At 42.5% G+C, this 21,126-nt stretch carries 18 protein-coding genes and 1 pseudogene; 12 read left to right on the forward strand and 7 right to left on the reverse strand.

All coding sequences use genetic code 11. The features are described 5' to 3' along the window. A pseudogene (locus tag JMX07_RS10425) lies at positions 1-115 on the forward strand (IS5/IS1182 family transposase); the annotation flags it as partial. A gap of 235 nt (positions 116-350) precedes the next feature. On the opposite strand, the gene JMX07_RS10430 reads toward JMX07_RS10425, so the two are convergent. Continuing rightward, positions 351-1,541, reverse strand: a complete 1,191-nt coding sequence (locus JMX07_RS10430; RefSeq protein ID WP_201607909.1) for an MFS transporter — start codon at positions 1,539-1,541, stop codon at positions 351-353. A gap of 541 nt (positions 1,542-2,082) precedes the next feature. On the opposite strand from JMX07_RS10430, the gene JMX07_RS10435 reads away from it, so the two are divergent. The 3 genes from JMX07_RS10435 (at position 2,083) to JMX07_RS10445 (ending at position 4,938) form a co-directional block, all read left to right on the forward strand. Continuing rightward, positions 2,083-3,015 carry a dienelactone hydrolase family protein gene (locus tag JMX07_RS10435; RefSeq protein WP_201607820.1) on the forward strand — a complete coding sequence of 311 codons (933 nt, stop codon included), beginning with the start codon at positions 2,083-2,085 and terminating at the stop codon, positions 3,013-3,015. A gap of 309 nt (positions 3,016-3,324) precedes the next feature. Beyond that, positions 3,325-4,071, forward strand: coding sequence for a hypothetical protein (locus JMX07_RS10440; RefSeq protein WP_201607821.1), 747 nt, complete (start codon positions 3,325-3,327; stop codon positions 4,069-4,071). A gap of 120 nt (positions 4,072-4,191) precedes the next feature. Then, on the forward strand, positions 4,192-4,938 hold the full coding sequence (locus JMX07_RS10445; RefSeq protein WP_201607822.1) for a hypothetical protein: 747 nt from the start codon (positions 4,192-4,194) through the stop codon (positions 4,936-4,938). Between the two features lie 113 nt (positions 4,939-5,051). Here the strand turns inward: JMX07_RS10445 and JMX07_RS10450 are convergent, their stop codons facing one another. The 4 genes from JMX07_RS10450 to JMX07_RS10465 form a co-directional block, all read right to left on the reverse strand. After that, complete coding sequence (locus JMX07_RS10450; RefSeq protein ID WP_201607823.1) at positions 5,052-5,567, reverse strand: Rrf2 family transcriptional regulator; 516 nt, start codon at positions 5,565-5,567, stop codon at positions 5,052-5,054. A 285-nt stretch (positions 5,568-5,852) separates the two neighbouring features. Then, on the reverse strand, positions 5,853-7,106 hold the full coding sequence (locus tag JMX07_RS10455; protein WP_201607824.1) for an NnrS family protein: 1,254 nt from the start codon (positions 7,104-7,106) through the stop codon (positions 5,853-5,855). Positions 7,107-7,315: 209 nt separating this feature from the next. Further along, positions 7,316-7,753 (reverse strand): DUF3429 domain-containing protein, encoded by a 438-nt coding sequence (locus JMX07_RS10460; protein ID WP_201607826.1) that lies wholly within the window; start codon positions 7,751-7,753, stop codon positions 7,316-7,318. Between the two features lie 69 nt (positions 7,754-7,822). Beyond that, the gene (locus JMX07_RS10465) at positions 7,823-9,205 is read right to left on the reverse strand and encodes a DASH family cryptochrome (RefSeq protein WP_201607828.1); all 1,383 of its coding nucleotides are present in this window, start codon (positions 9,203-9,205) and stop codon (positions 7,823-7,825) included. Between the two features lie 206 nt (positions 9,206-9,411). On the opposite strand from JMX07_RS10465, the gene JMX07_RS10470 reads away from it, so the two are divergent. Continuing rightward, positions 9,412-9,660: a hypothetical protein gene (locus JMX07_RS10470; RefSeq protein WP_057760515.1), complete on the forward strand. Its 249-nt coding sequence runs from the start codon at positions 9,412-9,414 to the stop codon at positions 9,658-9,660. A gap of 116 nt (positions 9,661-9,776) precedes the next feature. Here JMX07_RS10470 and JMX07_RS10475 read toward each other — a convergent pair whose 3' ends face one another. Continuing rightward, positions 9,777-11,255, reverse strand: a complete 1,479-nt coding sequence (locus JMX07_RS10475; protein ID WP_201607830.1) for an aldehyde dehydrogenase family protein — start codon at positions 11,253-11,255, stop codon at positions 9,777-9,779. A gap of 532 nt (positions 11,256-11,787) precedes the next feature. On the opposite strand from JMX07_RS10475, the gene JMX07_RS10480 reads away from it, so the two are divergent. The 7 genes from JMX07_RS10480 to JMX07_RS10510 all read left to right on the forward strand — a co-directional run bounded on the left by JMX07_RS10480 (position 11,788) and on the right by JMX07_RS10510 (position 20,264). Continuing rightward, entirely contained in the window at positions 11,788-12,387 is a 600-nt protein-coding gene (locus JMX07_RS10480) for a TetR/AcrR family transcriptional regulator (protein WP_057760518.1), read from the forward strand. 380 nt (positions 12,388-12,767) lie between these two features. Next, a complete protein-coding gene (locus JMX07_RS10485) occupies positions 12,768-13,979 on the forward strand; it encodes an iron-containing alcohol dehydrogenase (RefSeq protein WP_201607832.1) in 1,212 nt (403 codons plus the stop codon). Positions 13,980-14,145: 166 nt separating this feature from the next. Continuing rightward, positions 14,146-15,195 (forward strand): NADP-dependent oxidoreductase, encoded by a 1,050-nt coding sequence (locus JMX07_RS10490; protein WP_201607833.1) that lies wholly within the window; start codon positions 14,146-14,148, stop codon positions 15,193-15,195. A 239-nt stretch (positions 15,196-15,434) separates the two neighbouring features. After that, a complete protein-coding gene (locus JMX07_RS10495) occupies positions 15,435-16,112 on the forward strand; it encodes a type 1 glutamine amidotransferase domain-containing protein (RefSeq protein WP_201607834.1) in 678 nt (225 codons plus the stop codon). 30 nt (positions 16,113-16,142) lie between these two features. After that, positions 16,143-16,772, forward strand: a complete 630-nt coding sequence (locus JMX07_RS10500) for a glutathione S-transferase family protein (protein ID WP_057760525.1) — start codon at positions 16,143-16,145, stop codon at positions 16,770-16,772. A 398-nt stretch (positions 16,773-17,170) separates the two neighbouring features. Next, on the forward strand, positions 17,171-18,859 hold the full coding sequence (locus JMX07_RS10505; protein WP_201607835.1) for an MFS transporter: 1,689 nt from the start codon (positions 17,171-17,173) through the stop codon (positions 18,857-18,859). An 88-nt stretch (positions 18,860-18,947) separates the two neighbouring features. Beyond that, positions 18,948-20,264: an HlyD family secretion protein gene (locus JMX07_RS10510; RefSeq protein ID WP_201607836.1), complete on the forward strand. Its 1,317-nt coding sequence runs from the start codon at positions 18,948-18,950 to the stop codon at positions 20,262-20,264. A gap of 142 nt (positions 20,265-20,406) precedes the next feature. Here the strand turns inward: JMX07_RS10510 and pdxH are convergent, their stop codons facing one another. After that, positions 20,407-21,078 carry a pyridoxamine 5'-phosphate oxidase gene (pdxH, locus tag JMX07_RS10515; protein WP_201607910.1) on the reverse strand — a complete coding sequence of 224 codons (672 nt, stop codon included), beginning with the start codon at positions 21,076-21,078 and terminating at the stop codon, positions 20,407-20,409. Positions 21,079-21,126: the final 48 nt, after the last annotated feature.

A 21,126-nucleotide genomic window follows, 5' to 3' on the forward strand; every position in this document is an offset into this window, starting at 1 on the left:
GTTTGCAAGGCTTAAGCATTTTCGTAGTATCGCTACTCGCTATGAGAAGTTAGCGCGTAATTTTAAGTCAATGCTTTATCTGGCGTGTACTATCGTTCATTGTAAGATGAATTGAAGACACGCCCTAAAATCACCCCAAACGTTGTTGCAAACCTAGCTAAGGTCTCGACATTATCGTCGGCTTGCGCCTCGTTTGGTGCACCTTTAGCAATCAGCAGCCCTAATATTTGAATGTTCAACAGACCCTAACATCGTTATTGATAGTAAGAAAAAAGTGGCGCCGTGTAAAGCGGTCTTACATTAAGTATCACAAGACGGCCGACCAGACCTATGCTACATAAGGCAGCCAGTCACTTTGCCCGTACTGTGGTTTTAATCATGCCAAAACTGGCTATTAATAACGCCAGTATCTGCACAAACAATAACAACCATACGGTAAGAGACCACTGCCCTCGCGCATAAGCTATGCCACCCAGCCATGCCCCTAGCGTACCGCCTGTGTAATAGCCCATATAATATAGACCCGAAGCTAATGAGCGACCCTTTTTCACATTGACCGCGATATAGCTGATGGTCGCCGACTGCGTGATAAATACACCTGACGACATAATGGCCAGTCCTATAATCACCCCCCATAATGGCGTGACCAAAGTTAATAATACTCCGACCATAGATACGACGATAGCCACCCGTACTGTACGCGCTGAGCCAAATCGGCGTAGCAATGTCGTAGACAGCGGCGTGATGATGACACCAAGCAAATATACTGCAAAAATATTGGCGAGCGCACCAGTACCAAGCTCATAAGGCTTATCTGCCAAATGTAAATTGATAAAAGTGAAGCAGCCTACAAGGGAGAACAGCACGCAAGCGCCAAGCAGACATGCTGTTACCACATAGCGATTGGTGACATGCTCACCCAGCGTCTGTATCGCTGAGCGAAAATTAGGATTGGCCACAAAGTGACGAGACGATGGTAGCATCTTGCCGACCCATATCGCGCCTAGCAAGGTCATTGCCGTCATCACATAGTAACCATGACGCCAGCCAATCAGCTCATGCAAATGCCCAAGCAAGAACCGACCCATAAAGCCGCCAAGCACGCATCCTGACACATAAAAGGACATCAGCTCAGTCATCGCCCGGCCCTCAAACTCCTCACCGATATAAGCAATCGTCACCACCGTAATACCTGGTACAGACAATCCTTGCATGAAGCGCCAAATGCCGACCCATTCAATGCTCGAGCTCTGGGCAATGAGTGCTGTTGGTATCGCTAAAAACAATAAAGCGCCAACGATAAACGACTTGCGCCCGACCGCATCTGAGAGCATGCCTAGAAATGGTGACATAATGGCAATGGCTAACACAGTGGCACCAACGATCATGCCAGCCTGCACTTCGGTCGCAGCAAAGTCCACCATCATGACCGGTAGCACCGCTTGGATAGAGTACACTTGTAAAAAAGCAAACATACCTATCAGGCCAATTGTGAGCTTCAATATCCACGACGTTGAATGATTGGAGGTGACTGGTGGCACAGCTGTTATGTCTTGGATCTGATCTTTAGAATTATTCACAGGGGATCTGACTATATTGGTTATACCATGACTGCAAATAATAACCGTCACTGGCGTGGATGATAGAGAGGAATAACGGTGATTTTGCTTATGCTAAATGTATAAGCAAAATCACCGTTATTAAACGATAAATGCTCATCATAATGACAGGCAAATTATGGTAGCACATTCACTAATATACTCAGGTTTAAAAGTGTTATTGCCTCTTGATAGATTCTTTATTTGGGTTCGAGATTATCGTAGAAAAACTTGACTAGGAATCACATTTCGACTTAAGACGGTGAAGACAGTTTTCGACTCACGAGGTCATGATTAACGTTACGTTTATTGCATATACAGGATAGTATGGTTAGATGCTGTTGACGCATTTGTTAATCATTTAACTACTTTAACGATTGATAACAGTGACAGTTAACAATCACTACCTACGTCTATTTTTTCTAACCTAGAGACGTGCACGACTACACAATCTTTTAGAATACAATTTACTATGATGAAAAATATGGTGCTTTTAAAACTTATTATTGCGGTGAGTACATTGGTTTTCTCTACGATGGCTGTAGCAGAAATAACTGTGTCCGAAACTAGCGTTAAAAGTCTCAGTCCAGTTGGATCAACACTCGACGCTACAAACTCACTAGCGGCAGTAGACTGTATAAAGGATGATACTATCACTGCTACTGAGCTCACAAAAACACGCGATAACGGTCCGTTTTCTATCAGTACCAAGCACGTGAGTCGCCAATCAGCCAATGGCTTTGGTGGCGGTACCATACATTATCCAACGGATGCTGGTAGCTGTGGTCTGCTAGGTGGTATCGCGGTAGTGCCAGGTTACGTGTCTTATGAGTCTTCTATCAAATGGTGGGGACCGCGTCTAGCCTCTTGGGGATTTGTCGTTATCACTATTAATACTAGCTCCATTTATGATAATCCGGATAGCCGTGCTGAACAATTGAGCGCGGCTCTCGATCACCTTGTCGCTGATGAAACAGTGGGGCATATGATAGATCCAAATCGTTTGGGCGCGATTGGCTGGTCAATGGGCGGCGGCGGTGCGCTACGATTGGCAACTGAACGCAGTACGGTGCAAGCCATCATTGCACAAACACCCTATCACGATACGAGCTATGGCGCGATGGATACGCCTGCTCTATTCATCGCTTGTGAAAATGACCGTATCGCCCCGAATAAAAAATACACCAATACTTTTTATCAAAAAGCTGACGGTCCAAAAATGAAGGTCGAGATTAACAACGGCAGTCATTTCTGTGCCAGCCATCGTTTTAACGAGAAACTATTAAGCAAACCTGCTATCGCATGGATGCAACGTTATATTAACGGCGATACCCGTTTCGATAAATTCTTATGTGGCAATGAAAGCTACAAAGATGATCCTCGTATATCTGCCTATGATTACGAAGACTGTTTGTAAGCTATTTTTAACCTACTTACGGAAGGGAGAACAGCTTTCACTGCTGATGATGACATTTGAATAACAACTCTTTTTTATTTTTACACATTTACATTGCTTCTATCTTTTTTCTTACAGACTTTACTCCTTTAAAAATTAATAATCATATAGTCAATCCTCTATAAATTGGATACGGTGTCAGGCTCGCTTAGTCTACAACTTGTAGTACTTTCACTCGCCTTCCTTGTATCCAAATTATATTAAACCGACTATAGGGTGCTATAAACAAGTAAAACGATTGAATAAATGAACGATTAAGGAGCAATGTTGATGACTGATAAGATGTATGATTTGGGTGCAGGATTTTGGAGTATTCGAGGATCATTTATCAAAAACGGTATCCTTGATATCGGTGTCCAGTGTGCACTCATAAGACTATCATCAGGACGGTTTATCTTTTTGGATAGCTATACATTAACTGGCGATGTGCGTCAGCAAGTCATGGCATTGACCAATGATGGTCAAAATGTCGAAGCCGTCCTCAATGTTCATCCATTTCATACAGTACACTGTGCTCAAATGGCAGAAGACTTTCCGCAAGCGACGTTTTATGGCAGTAGCCGACATCCAGAGCAAGTACCTGAAGTCAATTGGGCAGATGACTTGGTCGAAAGCGATGCCATTGCTGCACGCTACCCTGAACTCCAATTCTCTATACCTCAAGGCATCTATTACATCTCACCTGACGAGACGGTTCATGCCAGCTCCTTATTGGTCTATCATCCTGCTAGCCAGAGCATTTATGTCGATGATACCTTTGAGATACCCCCTTCCAAGTTAATAAATACCGTGCAGCCTAACCTGGGCTTACACCCTACTACCAAAAAAGCGCTCAAAGATGAGCCAAACGCAGCTAAGCACTATTGTGATTGGGCAGTAGAGCTAGCACACGAGTGGCGCGATGGTCGTCATTTTTGCGGTGCACATTCAGGCTTAGTGGTATTTAAGGAAGGTCAGTTTGAGACAGCACTTATCTCAGCGATTGATTTGGCTCGCCCTGAGCTTGAAAAAGCATAAAAGCGTGAACCTTTAGAACACATACTACTAAAACAACTCGAAAAACAAAGTTTACGGTGAAAAAGTAGCTTCGTTTTATTTACATATTTTATTTAATTAACTAGACGAGGAAAACTATAAATGTCAGATAAAATTCATGATTTAGGGGCAGGGTTTTGGAACATACGCGGAACATTCCGTCTCGGTGGCGTGTTAAATATCGGCACTCAATGCTCGTTGGTCAAGCTGCCATCAGGGAAATTTATCTTTTTGGACAGTTACGCTCTAACGGGTGATGTTCGAGATGAGATTATGGCACTCACTAACAATGGTCAAGATGTCGAAGCGGTGCTGAACGTACATCCGTTTCATACAGTCAGCTGTGCTCAAATGGCAAAAGACTTTCCGCAAGCGACGTTTTATGGCAGTAGCCGTCACCATAAAAAAGTGCCAGGAATCGATTGGGCAGATGACTTAGTCGAAAGTGACGCAGTCGCTGCACGCTATCCTGAGCTCAAGTTCTCAATATCAGAGGGCATTTACTATATCTCGCCCAATGAGATGATTCATGCAGGCTCTCTATTGGCCTATCACCCTACCAGCCAAAGCTTGCACGTAGATGATACGTTTATGAGTCCACCAACGAAGCTATTAGAAACTGTATTGCCTGAATTAATATTGCATCCTACGACCAAAAAAGCTCTGAAAAACGAGCCAAACGCTGGCGCGCAATACTGCGACTGGGCGATCAACTTGGCAAGTGAGTGGCGCGACGTTCGTAATTTCTGTGCAGCACACTCTTATCTTGTTCAGTTCAAAGAAGGCGAGTTTGAAAAGGCCTTATTAAAAGCCATTAAGAAAGCTCGTCCCAAACTAGAAACAGCATAGCTTTTATCGCATTTTGACAGACGTCTTTGATAAACATAAAAACGGGTCGCTATTACTGTATTTACTAATGTAGCGACCCGTTTTTTAAGCCAATGACTTTATAAAACATGCGATTATCGAAACAGCAATGTCGCCAGCTCATCTTCATTGTTCAGAATATCTGCCAATGTATAACGCTCGAGCACATTAATAAATGCGGTGAGCGCTTCAAAGAACACGCTTTTAAGCTGACAGGCTGGACTGATTACACAGCCTAGAGATTTATTCTTTTCTTCCTCAATGAATGTCACTGGTAAATCCGCCTGATGAGCGCCCTGCTCGCTATCCTTATGAGATGCTGGTACGGCAAAGCACTCTACCAGATTAAAATCAGGCTCTATCTGTTTGATCAATACGCCCAAATTGATATCCTTAGGCGCACGTGCCAATCGTATGCCGCCATTTTTGCCACGCACACTCTCTATATAACCGAGCTGGCCCAGCTGATGAATAATCTTGGTCAAATGACTTTTGGAAATACCATAACTATCAGCAATATCGCTAATATTAGCCAATAGTGATGGATCTGGTCTCACGGCTAAATAAATCAATGAGCGTAGCGCGTAGTCACTATAGTTGGTCAATCGCATGTACTTGCGCTCCTATTTTTTATAAATTTTATATATTAAGCTAGGGCGTGTCATCAATTAGATTATGAGCATTAAAATAAGATAAATTGCCGTCAAACGAGAAAAATAGTGCAGATAATATCGAGATATTGACCAACTATTTGACGATGTTTGGCAAAATTTAGCTATTTTTAGCCCATTTAAAGGACACTCGTTCGAATTGAGGACACGCCCTAGACAAAGTAAGTCGCATTTTTGGTAATAACGTTTAGACATAGCATTTGTAAACAGTATCGTTAGCCCGCTTCAACCAAATAAACCATCAGGCCGAGGACGTGCCAGCATGGGCAGATAACTGATGCAAAATAGCACAAAACACACAATCCAAGCACTTTGCGCCATCATAATCCACATTAGGTAATGACTCATATCTACTAGCGGTAGTAGTACGCGGCTAATAAATACCAATATCATCAAGCCATACATAACGCTTACCGTTTTTGGCGGTTGATGAATACTGCGACCTGTATGTCCCAGAGATACTCTAGTCATCATGGCTAACGTCATCATACCAACACCAGCGATCGCCAGTCCATGCATAGCGATGCTGTGCGGATAACCGAGCCAAGGCTGTAATGCGTATAATAAAAAACTCAAACACAAGCCTAAAAATGCAATATACAACGACCAAAGTAATGGCTTTTGCCAAATACCTTGATGATACCATCCTATCAGACGAACGATATTAATCACTGCTACACCGAGCGCGGTCACCGTCAGCAAATATTTATTTGGATAAAATACATCACTAATAAAAAAGGCCAAGAAAAACACTAAGCTTGCTATATCTTGTACCTTACTATTACGTAACTTAATGGGTTCTGACGTTTCCACACCTATACTCATACTAAGACCACGTTCGATAAAAAATGGCACTACGCGGCGGCCAATAGTCAGCACCAAACCGATGATCAAGTAGAACCCAAGATAAATACCTATCTTAGTTGTATTCATATCAGCATCAATAATGCCCCAATAGCAGAGTCCGTTGCCAAAGGTCAGCAGTGCCAGTTTTGCCAAGATACCCATTTGCTTGTACTGCTTAACTTGCCATACTGCTCGACATATCACATATGCCATCGAGGCGACAAATACTACATCAAAAATGGCTGCTATATATAGCCACGATATACTATCACCTATGAGCGTTATGCCAAGCCCAAAACCCAACCAGCTCAGACGAGCCAGCAACCAACAGACAAAGATACCTAGCAGTTTATAACCATGCGGCATCATCACCCCTGTCCATGTCTTGACCGCGGTTAGCAAAAACCCGGCTACCACTGCTAGGGCATAACCATACACCATTTCATGGCCGTGCCAGTATAACGGGTTCAAAACCTGTGCATCGATATCTGTGTGACCAGTGAACACAAACGCCCATAGCAGCATCGTTACTACGGCAAATAGCGCAGCAGCACTAAAAAATATGCGAAAGCTTAAATTAAGGATAGGATTCGGAGAGCTTGGTGGTTTGCTAGGTAACTTGATAGATTGCATAGCCATCTTCTTAAAGAATATAGATGGCTTTAATTATAACATTCATTTTAAATGAACTTTATTAATTTTTAGTCTAACTATCAAATATTTTACTCATCGAAGTGCTACGCTTGCGGAAATCTCTGAAATAAATTTCCCAATTATAAAAATAGAGAAATCAGGCTGGCTGTTCTTTAGCTATTATTTAGACATGACTTAGTCAATACCACTTACAACTGTAATACCGCGATGACTAACGATATGACCACTATCGCCGTGACATACTGCCTAACTTTAAAATATGTGTGACTGATAATCTGCGCTTGATGCAGGCTATAATCAATAACCAACAGACTTATAAACCCAATCACTAATAGCCAAATAAAACTGCTGGCTGATAAGATTAAAAACCCAAGCCAAAGGCCAAGCGCAATGACATTGCTATATAATGGAAGCCTAACTGCCCACTTATTGTCTTCAGCTAAATCTAAATGATTACCCCAATGCGCACCTGCCATAAATGATGCAATCACTAGTCCATAAGCACTCAATACATCGAGTACTGAACCAAGCATAGGCACGGTAACAACGTCTATCATCAGCAAAAATGCACAGGCGACAAACGGAATAGCACCTGCAAAAGTTAAATAAGGACTGGGCTTTTTCATCGTTTAAACCTATCTTATGATTACTCTAATAATAGTTATCACCTGTTGAGTGGGAGTTTTCAACATACATTAATCGCTCTTTTGAGCGTTGCCTTGCCACTGACGGATAAACTCACCATTTGGATCGTATTGCTGAGTTTGCTTGTCGAGATTAAACTGCCTGCACCCTCTTGGGTCAGCGCCGACGCCTGCCAGATATTGCCAATTACCCCAATTACTGCCTACATCATAATCAACAAGATGTTGCTCAAAGTAAGCTGCCCCGTAACGCCAATCAAGGCCTAGCTCATGAATAAAGCAACTAGCAACCAGTTGTCGTCCGCGATTCGACATATAACCTGTCGCATTCAATTGGTTCATGCATGCGTTGACGATAGGATACGGTGTCGTACCATTCTTCCATTGTGCTAACAGACTCTCAATCAATTGATTTGAAGGCGCGTGCTGAGCGATGCCCTTAAACCAAAATAACTTTTGCTGATGGGTGACAGCATACCAGTAGAAATAATCACGCCACAGCAGCTCGAACCATATCCAGTAAGTAGAGTCATTTGCGATAATATCGCGCTCATAACTGCGCAAACGATTCAATATCGTGTTTACAGACAGTGATCCGTTTGCAAGCCATGCGGAAAACTTCGTAGAATGTGTCCAGGCATCTAGCGCGTTTCGGGTTGTTTTATAAGTGCTGGGTGCATCGGAGTCAAAATAAGTATGTAAGTGCTTGAGGCCATTTAACTCACCACCTCTAAAACTGGATGGCTGCTGTGGTGGCTTATCACGCCCTGCCTGATTAGACAACTGAGATTCAAAAAAGCACTCGTCCCTACTCAACATATTGTCAGGCAATGGAGCAAGTGTTTCTGGCGTTGGAGAAATGGCTATATCTTTTTCTGCATGCAGCAAATCATAGTCACTTTCTATGTGTTTACGAAACTGTGTAAAACTTTTGGGTAAGCTCTCTAGCGGTAACTCGTCAAACAAAATTGCCGTTGTTTGAATGTGCCACTGTATCTCTGGATATTTCGCCTGTAGAAGGTCATATACTTTGTTTTGATTATAATCTGCCGTTTGACTGATGCAGATATCTGTCACTTGTTGCTGCGCTATTAGATCATTCAACTGAGTAAAGACGTCCAATGCTTCATCGTCTTTCTGTAAATACAGCAACCTATTACCCCGCTGCATCAATGACGCATTTAAATCAGCTAGGCTCTCATGCAAAAACTGCTGGCGGGCTTGGCCCATAGCCTCATAGCGATAGGCATCGTAATGGTCTTTATTATCTAATATATCTGTCAACGATGACGCGTAAACCAATAGCAGCTTTCCATTAATGGATATCTTAGATGCTTTCAATAAAGTGGCATTGTCCGCCACTCTCAAATCATTATGAAATAGTACCAATGTGACATTGTTGTTCTCTAAGTTGTTCGCTGCTTGATTTGACATACCCTATCCTTCTGGCTGTTTAGCGCTGGTTTATTATTTTTAATTTTTAATCTTAAAATATCATATACGGTACAACACATACTTAGCATTCAATTTTGATGCTAACCTAATACTTGTAAGGCAATGCGCTCAGCCCCAGAAACCACTTATAAGCATTGACTCTCATGTGTCTGACTGCTTAAATGGCTTACCTCTAGGAGAACATCATGACTCAAAATAATACTACGACTGAAGAAAATAAATCAGATGAAAAGCGTAAACTTATCAATCGATTTTTGATGAGGTTGACAAAAGAGCAGCCTCAAATGTATTACGCGACCACCTCTGAGATATCACGAAGTATTCATACGATGATAAAAGAACATACCAACCGCTTGTCAGTAGAAGAGCAAGCACTGGTAAGACGGATGACGATGGAAGAAATTGAAGGATTACTTGGCTTTCATGCCAGATAACTTATTGACTAGCTTTCAAATATATCGCTCTCAGTAAAACACTGAATGTCTCACAAAAAAAGACCGCTATCAAAGCGGTCTTTTTTATTAGCTATCAGCATTCTATTTTAGGACAATTAGAATGGATATTCACGTGGTTCATTTTGCATTGAGATCCAATGTGTTCTGGTGAATTCTTCTAGTACCCACTCACCGTTGAAACGGCCGATACCTGAATTTTTCTCACCACCAAAAGCCACGTTACTTTCATCGTTTACTGGAATATCATTTATATGGGTCATACCTGCTCGGATACCACGAGCGAAACGTAAACCTTTTTGCATGTCTGCGGTAAACACCGCACTAGATAAGCCATACATAGAATCATTAGCTATCGACAAAGCATCCTCTTCATTTTTGGCTCGAATAATGCCTATCAATGGTCCAAATATTTCATTATAGGCAATATCCATCTCTCTAGTAACTTCGGTAAAGACATGGGGCGGGACTAATTGACCATTGATTTCACCGCTCAAGAGCATTTTTGCGCCCTCTTTCTGTGCCTCATCAATCTTATCTCTAAGTGACTGAACTTGTTTCTCATTGATGATTGGGCCAATAGCAGTACCTTGATCGTTAGGATCACCTACCTGTAACGTTTTAACATGAGACAAGAAACGCTCTACAAACTCATCGTACACTTCATTTTCAACAATAATTCGGTTAATAGCCATACAAATCTGGCCTTGATGCAAGAACTTACCGAACACGGCTGCTTTTACTGCCTGATCAATATCTGCATCCTTGAGTACAACAAATGGACTGTTTCCACCTAACTCAAGTGCCACTTGTTTGATATGCTCACCACCATTAGCTAGCTCACCGATGTGTTTACCCACTGAAGTTGATCCTGTGAATGACACAAAACTTGACGCTTTGTGTTCAACGATTGCATCGCCTATCTCGCTACCTGAACCCACAACCACGTTTAACAGACCTTTTGGTAGACCCGCTTCTTCAAATACTTTGGCCAATAGCAAACCACCAGTCACTGGCGTATCGCTAGCAGGCTTGAGTACCACTGCATTGCCAAGTGCTAAGGCTGGTGCGATAGAACGCTGGGTCAAATGCAGCGGAAAGTTCCATGGGCTAATAACAGCGACAACGCCGATTGGCTCACGATAAATGAAGTTTTCTTTACCAGGGGTATTCGATGGACGAATCTCACCATGGACACGGTTAGGAAAAGTCGCTGCTTCAAGGGTAATCGCGCGCGTCGCACCGAACTCGACCATGACTTTGATACGGGTACTGCCCGACTCTTTGATTAGCCAATCAACGATTTCTTCTTGGCGCTGATCAAGTATGTTTACGACTTTATACAATACTGCAGAACGCTCTGCTGGCGTCTGCTTGGCCCACGCTTCTTGAGCTTGGGTCGCAGCATCATAGGCTTCGTTCAACTGATCTTTGGTCGCTTGCTGGATCTCTACAAGCGTATCACCGTTATATGGGTTGGTATTGGTGTTGGTGCTGTTGTCTTTACCGGTTTGCCATTCACCAGAGATGAACTGCAAATGGAAATCACTGTATGCACTCGTAGTATTGGTTGACATAATCATCCTTATTTTTGATTTATTGTGTTAAGTATTGGTTTGCGATTATTAAAATAAAATTATCAAGTCGGCGATATCTTAATGAGAAAATATCTGGCAAGTAGTAAGTCTAAAATCGTTACCGATCTATAGTCATCACACTATAAAAGTATTACAGCGTTAACCTTGCTTGAGGTATCAAATATACATCTGCACTCGGTTGCCTTGTACTACTCTTAAATTGCATCGACTAGATCAATTAACAGTCATCAATTAAAAAAGCTCTAATGAAAGATGTTCTTTAGCAATAAATACTAACGGTAACGGATAACAACAAAACCTACCTTGCTAGACGACTGGTCTAATGCTACCATAGCTATCAATAAAACAAGACTACTTTGTCAGTTAATATTGTTGATAAAACGTAACACATATAACTATATCCTATTACAATACGCCATCAACGTGACGTTCAAGTGAACGCTAACTGTTTTAACTGACTATCTAATGCATACGCTAATACAAGCAACTACTAAGGGAGATAATCCTGTTTATGTCTAATACAGACGCAACGACACCAGATACTAAAGCTCATTTACTTGCCACTGGCTACCAATTAATCGCCAAAAAAGGTTTTACCGCTGTTGGTCTAAAGCAAATTTTAGATACAGCAGGTGTGCCAAAGGGTTCTTTTTACCATTATTTTGCTTCTAAAGAAGCCTTTGGTGAAGCCATTATTAATCATTATTTTAGTTTATATAAAACTCGGTTGGATGTCATCGATGCACAAGATGTCAGTGCGCAGCAAAAGCTATATGATTATTTTCAAAACTGGTATGACACTCAGCAGAACGGCTGTGACCATGAGAAATGCTTGGTAGTGAAGCTCAGCGCAGAGGTGGCCGATATGTCGGAAACCATGCGCAAGGCACTCGATACTGGCTATCAGCAAACCACCATGTGGCTTGCTAAGCAGATCAAAGCTGGCTGGCTCGATGAGTCTGTTCCTCGTCACGATAACATCTCGGCTGAGAGTATGGCCAAGCGTTGGTATTTTGCATGGCTTGGCGCAAGTCTGATCGCAAAGATTAGTCAAACCAATACGCCTTTAGCAGAAATTTGGCAGATGACCACGACCCAAATGGGACGCTAATCGTCAACTGTTCGGATTTCTAGCGACTGCACCTCTAGCACAAACAGCATAAGCATTAAGGCATATTGAATATTCATAACGCTCATAGACAGTAGCGGTTAGTACTATGCTTGATATTCAGTGTGCTTTATTGCCTTCTCTTTTTTAAACAAATTTCTTAAAGACATTTGCAGACGGCTTAGACAGTTATACAAGAGTTTTGTAAATATCACTAGACGACTGGTCTAATTGGTGTACAATGCGCACAAATATTAAGAATGAATGTCTATGCTAGTAGCATTGCTTATCATTCATTGATTGATATCAGACAATATCTCATGTCAAAACCATTTGATTGAACCGTTTTTATTAAAAACTTTTTATTACTAATTAGGAATCTTATGAATAACTTCCAATACTACAACCCAGTCCGTATCGTTTTTGGTGAAGGTCAAATCGAGCAACTATCAGATCTAGTCCCTACTGATGCGCGTGTACTCATTACTTATGGTGGTGGTTCAGCACAGCGTACTGGTACTTTAGACGAAGTAAAAACTGCCTTAGCGGCAAGCGGTAACCGTACTGTATTTGAATTCGGCGGCATCGAAGCCAACCCAGAATTCACTACGCTATTAAAAGCCGCTGATATGGTTAATGAGCACAACATTGACTTCTTATTAGCAGTTGGCGGTGGTTCTGTGATTGACGGTAGCAAATTCGTCGCACTAGTATCTTCATTGACTGAAGAAGACGGCACTGTCTCACGTGACCAAGCTTGGGATGCCTTAACTGGTTATTGCAAAAACATCGATTCTGCTGTCGACTTGGGTGCTGTATTGACCATCCCAGCAACAGGTTCTGAGATGAACTCAGGCGGCGTGATCAACTATAGTGAACGTCAAGCAAAACTACCGTTTGGTAACCCACTTGCCTTCCCTAAATTCTCAATTTTAGATCCAATCAAAACACTTACCTTGCCTGAGCGTCAGGTTATGAATGGTGTGGCTGATGCATTTGTTCATGTAATGGAACAGTATCTGACTTATCCAGTAAACGCTAAAGTACAAGATGCCTTTGCTGAAAGCTTGCTTAAAATTCTTATCGATGAAGGTCTAGTCGTTAAGCAAGATCCAGAAAACCTAGAAACACGTAAGAACATTATGTGGACAGCGACCATGGCATTGAATGGTCTGATCGGTACTGGTGTACCACAAGACTGGACAACTCATATGGTTGGTCATGAGCTAACATCACTACACGCTATCGATCATGCACGTACGCTAACCATCGTATTGCCATCAGTTATGCGTGAACTAAAAGAAAGCAAAAAAGAAAAACTGCTTCAGTATGCACGTAACGTATGGAACATCACCGATACTGATCAAGACGACGATGCCATCATCGAAACTGCCATTGTTTACACTGAAAACTTCTTCCGCGAGCTTGGCTTGCCAGTTAGCCTAGAAGACGTTGACTTGACGGAATCAGCGATTGATCCAATTATCAAGCAACTTGAAGTGCATAACATGGTTAAGCTTGGTGAACATGGTACCAACGACTTAGAAGTATCACGTCGTATCTTGCAGCGCGCTGTAACTAGCAAAGCGTCTTAATAAGCGCTTTAGCAAGAACTGTTTAAAGAATTATAAGAAAAATCGCGACAGTAACAATAAGTACATATCGTTATGCTATTCATATAGTAGCTATTCCATGCTGAATAGCTACTACATTTACCACCACTATAATAATGACAATTAATAAATACAAAGGAGTCCTACAATGAGCTTCGACAAACAACAGAATCAACAAACAAATCGTCAAATCAAATTGGCTAGCCGTCCTAATGGTGAGACAACTGCTGACAACTTTGACATGGCAACTAGCGACATTCCTACGCCAAAAGATAACGAGATGCTACTACGCACGGTATATCTGTCACTAGATCCGTATATGCGTGGGCGTATGAGCGATGCAAAAAGCTATGCAGACCCGTTAGAAGTCGGTGACGTCATCATGGGTGGTACCGTAGCGCAAGTGGTCGAGTCGAATATCGACAGCTTCGCGGTAGGCGACTTAGTCGTATCAAACTCAGGCTGGCAGGAATACAGTGTCAGTGATGGCGAAGGCGTCCTCAAACTAGACAAAAATATGTCAAATCCTTCTTATGGTTTAGGCGTGTTAGGTATGCCAGGGTTCACCGGTTACATGGGGCTGACTGATATCGGTAAACCACAAAAAGGCGAAACCTTAGTTGTGGCAGCAGCCACTGGACCCGTCGGTGCCACTGTCGGTCAAGTGGGTAATCAATATGGTCTGCGCACTGTCGGTGTGGCAGGCGGCAAAGAGAAATGCGACTTTGCAGTCAATGAGCTTGACTTTGATATCTGTATTGACCACAAAGCTGACGACTTCGCTGAGCAATTAAAAGCAGCATGTCCAGATGGTATCGACATCTACTATGAAAACGTTGGCGGTAAAGTATTTGATGCGGTAATGCCATTACTTAACGACCACGCACGTATTCCAGTATGTGGTCTGGTATCGCAGTACAATGCAACTGATTTACCTGATGGCAAAGATCGCCTAGGTATGCTGATGGGTCTTATCTTAAGCCAACGCCTAACTGTCAGAGGTTTCATTATCTTTGAAGAGTACGGCGACCACTTCCCAGAGTTCTTAGAAACCATGAACAAATGGGTAGAGTCAGGCGAAGTGAAAACCAAAGAGCACATTACTGACGGTCTAGACAATGCCCCAGATGCATTTGTCAGTATGTTAAACGGTGATAACTTTGGTAAAACCGTAATCAAAGTATCTGACGTTAAATAATTATTGGTTAAGCATTGACTAGTTAAGCAGCTACTGACAGTTAGCAATCGTTGTGAATAACTACTTAACAACATAAATTGTTAATATCACTACTGAAAGTTGCTTACAAAGCAGGAATAATGCTAACAGTCATTATTTGCATCTAGGCTAATTAAGTAAAAACAGCTAATAATGCAACGGAAAACTTATGACTGTTGGCTACATAGTTACTAACACATAAATAATAAACAAGGATAATTATGAACATTTTAATGGTACTAACGTCTCATGACCGTTTAGGCGATACTGGCAAGAAAACTGGTTTTTGGCTAGAAGAATTTGCTGCTCCTTACTACGCATTTCTTGACGCTGGCGTAAATGTAACCCTAGCCTCTCCAGCTGGTGGTCAACCACCACTAGATCCTAGTAGTGACACAGAAGACACGCAAACCAAAGACACCACTCGTTTTAAAGACGACAAAGACGCTCAAGAGCATCTGGCTAACACCAAAAAACTTGCTGACATGAACGCTGAAGACTTCGATTCAGTATTCTATCCTGGTGGTCATGGCCCATTGTGGGATTTGGCAGTAGATAAAAATTCTATCAATCTGATTGAGACTTTTGTTAAGCAAGACAAGCCTGTTGCTTTTGTTTGTCATTCTCCTGCAGCACTTAAAAACGTTAAAGTCGATGGCGAGTATTTGGTAAAAGGCAAAACAGTGACTGGTTTTACTAACTCTGAAGAAGATGCAGTTGGCCTAACAGACGTAGTACCGTTCTTAGTAGAAGACGCATTGAAAGCCAATGGCGGTAACTACGAAAAAGCGGCTGATTGGGAATCATTTGTCGTTGAAGATGGTTTACTAGTCACAGGTCAAAACCCTGCATCATCAGAAGAAGCTGCTAAGCGTCTAATGACGAAGCTGAAAGGTTAGTCAAATCCACTACGCAATAAGGTCGATACTATGATTCGCTTACATCATCTCAATCAATCACGTTCATTACGTACGCTATGGCTTTTAGAAGAGCTAGGCGTTCCTTATGAAGTAGTCAGTCATCAGCGCGATGCCAAAACTCATTTAGCACCAGATTCTCTAAAAGCTGTACATCCACTCGGTAAGTCTCCGGTTATCGAAATGGATGGACAAATTTATGCTGAGTCAGGTGCTATCACTGAGCTGTTGATTGAACGGTTTGCGCCAGAGCGTCTGCGCCCTGCTACAGGAAGCTCAGACTATGGCTACTATCTACAGTGGATTGATTTTGCAGAAAGCTCGCTCATGTTGCCATTAATGCTTGAGTTATTTACTAACAAAGCAGGCATCAACGACAATGAGTTTTTAAACGGCTATATCGAGACAGAAAAAACCAGATTGTTTAAGTATCTGGATACCTCGGTTGAAGGTAAGTCATTTATTGTAGGTGATAAGCTAAGTGGTGCCGACTTTATGCTGTCATTTGATTTGATTATTCTTGCGAAGCGTCAGAAACTTGACGCCTATCCGCATATCAAACAGTATGCTGAAAAGCTAGCCAGTCTTGATAGCTATCAGCGTGCGATGCAGCTAGAAGCGAAATACGATGAATCAATTTAGTATTTGATATTCATTGATACCTTGGTATTAGCCAAAATATTATGTATTAACTGACCAATTTTTCGATACACAAAAACAGCTCTGTATAGAGCTGTTTTTTATGCGTATAGTATTTTTTGCTTGTTGCATCGTTTGTTTTAATGTTCGTTAAATTGCATGAGACACTGCTATATCTTTATTCAGCAGCGCCGATGAGTTACGCGGTGATGACAAAAGCACTGTAAAAGTTATGATAAAATATGCCCTGCATTTCTTAGGTTATCTTTCCAGTTTGACCAGCATTTATATCAGCTACCCCGCTGTTTTTTAAGCTATGAACATTCATCGTACTGACCTGATTTTGCGTCTGGAATCTGTTCTATGCCATTCTATTTCCTTATACAGATGATGGTACGTCCATGAGTAACGAATATCAGTTTAAGCCCCACGAACAGCCAATAATGGTGGGCTCTCCAGCCAATCCTGACCATCCTGCACGCCGTAAAATATTTTATTTGTTTATTGGGATTTTTGTGGGTCTCACAGCCAGCTTCCAAAATGGTCTACTTGTCGCCAACCTGACGCAAATTCAGGGTCAGCTAGGCTTAACGCCAGCTGAAGGTGGTTGGATATCGGTCAGTTATAATATGACTAATGCCTGTATCACCGTTCTGCTGTACAAAATTCGTCAGCAATTTGGCATGTCGCTTTTTAGCAAAATCACCCTGTCATTTTTGTTAGCTGCCACCAGTCTACAGTGGCTGATCAGCAGTCACTTGTTAGACACACCTAATATTAGCATTGAGCCCTATTATTTAGAGATTGTCGCTAGGGGACTTAGTGGTATGGTGGCAAGTGGTATGACCGTATTGGGCTTGTTTTATTGTCTTCAGGGAATGCCAACCGTCAAACGTACTAGTGGTCTCATATTGGGTTTTGGTTTGGTACAGTTTGGTATTCCATTATCACGTGTCATCTCGCCCTACCTCGCCATCGACGGTCAGCTTGAAAACTTATTTTTATTTCAATTTGGTCTGGCGCTGATTTGTTTTGGGCTGATTAATATATTGGAGCTACCACCAGGGAATACAGAAAAAGTATTTGAGAAATTGGATTTTGTAAGCTTTGGTTTTTTCGCCAGTGGTCTGGCTGCATTGGCTGTCGTTTTGGTACAGGGTCGAATTTTATGGTGGACGACACCTTGGCTCGTCTATCCACTGATGATTGCTATCGTCGGGATTAGCATCGCGTTATGGATTGAGACGCATCGCAAAAATCCGATGCTACAAGTGCGCTGGATGCGTAGCCGCAATATTATTGCCTTTATGGTGACGGGCGCTGTCATGCGGATTTTGCTATCTGAGCAAAATGTCGGAGCGGCAGGATTGCTCGCTAACCTCGGCTACGGTAACGATCAGCTGGTTACTTTTTATGCTGTTATTATAGCCGCCAGTGCACTGGCTTTGATTATTAGTATTTTTAGTACCAATGCGATGGATTTGCGCCGACCTGTTATTTTTGCAGTGGCATTGATTGCCTTAGGGTCTTGGATGGATGTTGGTGTGTCTATTAATTCAGCGCCCTATATGTTTTATCTTAGCCAGTTTTTGATTGCCTTTGCTGCAGTCTATTTCATGGGGCCTTTGGTTTTTGAAGGGTTTTTGCGGGCTATTGGCAGTGGCCCTGCGTATATTATTAGTTTTTCAGTGATTTTTGGCATCTCCCAAACAGTTGGCGGACTGGCAGGTGCGGCAGCCATTCAGGCATTTACGACCATTCGTACACAAATGCATTATGCAGATATGGTCAGCTCATTGAATTTGGGCGATCCTGCATTTAGCGCTCAGGTGGCAGGCACTCGTAACATGCTGTCGAATCAGACCACTGACGCGGCCCAAGCAAATATCAGTGCAGTTAGCCAAGTACTGCAAGGCATTCAGCGCCAAGCAACGGTCGCAGCATACAGCGACCTGTTTTTTCTGATGGCCTGTCTTGCTACTGCCGTTACGATTATTTTGCTGCTCAATTATCTTTATAACCGCTACCACAAGCGCAATCCACTGGCCAAAGAGCTCGCCGTCATCGCCAAGATGCGCGAAACAAAATAATTCAACTTATTATCTTAGTGATTTTTTATCATATTTATTTATAGTCAGACCAATCAGATATCTGCTTATTAACATTTAGGAGCATGTCATGAGCCAAGAAAAACCAAATGAGCTTAATAAAATACCTCAGACGTCAACTGATGCTCCAGCAACAGACACACGTACAGAGTCTGCTACGGCTCCAGTAGAGACCGCTACAAGCGCTACGCAAAAGAAAACGGATACATCCGAGATACAAGCAGCTACTGATACGCCTGATAGCGTGCGTGAGGATAACTCTGTAGAAGGCTCTATAGAAAATCAAGACGATGATAATGAAACGCCTATGCCGCCAAAAGAGCCGATATCAAATACGGCTGGCTGGTCTCCCAAGAAAAAATCCTATCTAAATTTGGGATTATTGATTGCGCTGATTGTCATTGGTGTGGCCTTGATTTTATATGCTTGGAAGCTACCACCATTTACGCCTACGGTGCAACAAACCAATAACGCCTTTGTCAAAGGTCAAACCACTATTATTAGTCCGCAAGTTTCCGGCTATGTCACCGAAGTGGCGGTGCAGGATTTTGCTGATGTAAAAGCGGGCGATCTACTGATAAAAATAGATGATCGAACGTTTCAACAACAACTTGAACAAGCCGAGGCCAATACTGAAGTGGCGGTCACCAGTCGCTCTACCAATGTTCAAGACACGCAATCTAGCCAAGCACAAATCGAAGCACGCAAAGCAGACTTATATAGTGCCAAAATCAATGTCGAGAGCGCTCGTGAAGACGTCAATCGCTATCAAGGCTTAGATGCTATCGGTGCGGTATCAAAAGCAGAAGTGGCTCATATCAAGGCGCAATTGGCCCAAGCACAGGCAGGTGTACAGCAAGCAGAAGCCAATTTACAGGCCGCTCAAGAAAACCGTGAAAAGACTAGCGGTAGTCGCTCATCGCTAGATGCAAATATCAAAAATGCTGAGGCAGGCGTCAAGCAAGCGCAAATCAATCTAGACAATACTATTATCACTGCGCCTGAATCTGGCCAGCTAAGCCAAGTCAGTGTCAAAGAAGGCCAATACGTCAGCGCTGGTACGCAGCTTATGTATATCGTGCCAAAAGGCATTTGGATCATTGCAAACTTTAAAGAAACTCAAATAGCCAATATGGCAATCGGTGAGCCTGCGACCATTCATGTCGATGCGCTTGGCGGTGCCAAATTTAATGGTCACATCAGTAATATCTCGCCAGCAACGGGCAGTGAGTTTAGTGCAGGTGCAGCCAACCCTGCGACTGGTAACTACATAAAAATCGCTCAACGTATCCCTGTACGCATTGACTTAGACCAAGATCAGCCTGAACTGGCACGCTTACGTCCTGGTATGTCAGTCTCAGTGGATGTCGATACCAATATTAAATGAAAGGTTAAATAAAAAGTTAATTAAAAAATAATGCTAATTAAGGTCAATAGCTAACGTAAAAAAGCCACCCTAGATACCAAAGAAATTGGATTTAGAGTGGCTTTTTTAGTTTTGTATAATCTATAGCTTCAAACTATAACAACTATGGCAATAAACGTTTGGTCGTCCAGCTTGTATTGCCTTCATTGACTTTACTATCATCGCCGCTACTCTGCGTATACACAATTCGGTCATGCATCCGATTGGCTCGACCTTGCCAAAACTCAATACTTTCAACCGTAATCTCATACCCACCCCAAAACTCTGGCGTTGGTACGGTAGTATTATCAGGATGTGCTGCTTGAAGCTGTTCAAACGTTTGCTCCATGATTTCACGATTGGCCACTTCACCACTTTGCGGTTGACTGACCCAAGCGCCTACTTGACTATCGTGAGGACGCTTTTGGAAGTAAGCAGCCGATTTATCAGCATCTATTTTAGCGATACTACCGCTGATACGGACTTGACGCTCCAGCTCATGCCAAAAGAATAACGCTTCGGCATTAGGGTTTTCTACAATATCCTGCCCCTTCGCGCTTTCATAATTGGTATAAAAAACAATACCCGTCTCAGTAATCTCGCGTAGTAACACAATACGGACGCTAGGCTTATTGTCTGCGCCACATGTTGCCAAACTCATTGCATAAGGCTCTTGCACCTTTTGCACTAACGCTTCATTCATCCAAGCTTTTAAAAGCTCGAATGGTGACGTTGGTACTGACTGTTGGTCAAGCTCACCTTTCTCGTATGAGAGGCGTTGGTCGGTAAAGTCCATGCTCATGGCAGCTCCTTATTTGAAAACTATAATGTTGTTGTCTCGAAT

Origin of the sequence: Psychrobacter immobilis (assembly GCF_904846235.1) — a bacterium.
GTDB lineage: Bacteria > Pseudomonadota > Gammaproteobacteria > Pseudomonadales > Moraxellaceae > Psychrobacter > Psychrobacter immobilis_C.

Coding starts and splice junctions, on each gene's coding strand:
- JMX07_RS10435 (WP_201607820.1), top strand. CDS start 2,083: ATGGTGCTTTTAAAACTTATTATTGCGGTGAGTACATTGGTTTTCTCT.
- JMX07_RS10440 (WP_201607821.1), top strand. CDS start 3,325: ATGACTGATAAGATGTATGATTTGGGTGCAGGATTTTGGAGTATTCGA.
- JMX07_RS10445 (WP_201607822.1), top strand. CDS start 4,192: ATGTCAGATAAAATTCATGATTTAGGGGCAGGGTTTTGGAACATACGC.
- JMX07_RS10450 (WP_201607823.1), bottom strand. CDS start 5,567: ATGCGATTGACCAACTATAGTGACTACGCGCTACGCTCATTGATTTAT.
- JMX07_RS10455 (WP_201607824.1), bottom strand. CDS start 7,106: ATGCAATCTATCAAGTTACCTAGCAAACCACCAAGCTCTCCGAATCCT.
- JMX07_RS10460 (WP_201607826.1), bottom strand. CDS start 7,753: ATGAAAAAGCCCAGTCCTTATTTAACTTTTGCAGGTGCTATTCCGTTT.
- JMX07_RS10465 (WP_201607828.1), bottom strand. CDS start 9,205: ATGTCAAATCAAGCAGCGAACAACTTAGAGAACAACAATGTCACATTG.
- JMX07_RS10470 (WP_057760515.1), top strand. CDS start 9,412: ATGACTCAAAATAATACTACGACTGAAGAAAATAAATCAGATGAAAAG.
- JMX07_RS10475 (WP_201607830.1), bottom strand. CDS start 11,255: ATGTCAACCAATACTACGAGTGCATACAGTGATTTCCATTTGCAGTTC.
- JMX07_RS10480 (WP_057760518.1), top strand. CDS start 11,788: ATGTCTAATACAGACGCAACGACACCAGATACTAAAGCTCATTTACTT.
- JMX07_RS10485 (WP_201607832.1), top strand. CDS start 12,768: ATGAATAACTTCCAATACTACAACCCAGTCCGTATCGTTTTTGGTGAA.
- JMX07_RS10490 (WP_201607833.1), top strand. CDS start 14,146: ATGAGCTTCGACAAACAACAGAATCAACAAACAAATCGTCAAATCAAA.
- JMX07_RS10495 (WP_201607834.1), top strand. CDS start 15,435: ATGAACATTTTAATGGTACTAACGTCTCATGACCGTTTAGGCGATACT.
- JMX07_RS10500 (WP_057760525.1), top strand. CDS start 16,143: ATGATTCGCTTACATCATCTCAATCAATCACGTTCATTACGTACGCTA.
- JMX07_RS10505 (WP_201607835.1), top strand. CDS start 17,171: ATGAGTAACGAATATCAGTTTAAGCCCCACGAACAGCCAATAATGGTG.
- JMX07_RS10510 (WP_201607836.1), top strand. CDS start 18,948: ATGAGCCAAGAAAAACCAAATGAGCTTAATAAAATACCTCAGACGTCA.
- pdxH (WP_201607910.1), bottom strand. CDS start 21,078: ATGGACTTTACCGACCAACGCCTCTCATACGAGAAAGGTGAGCTTGAC.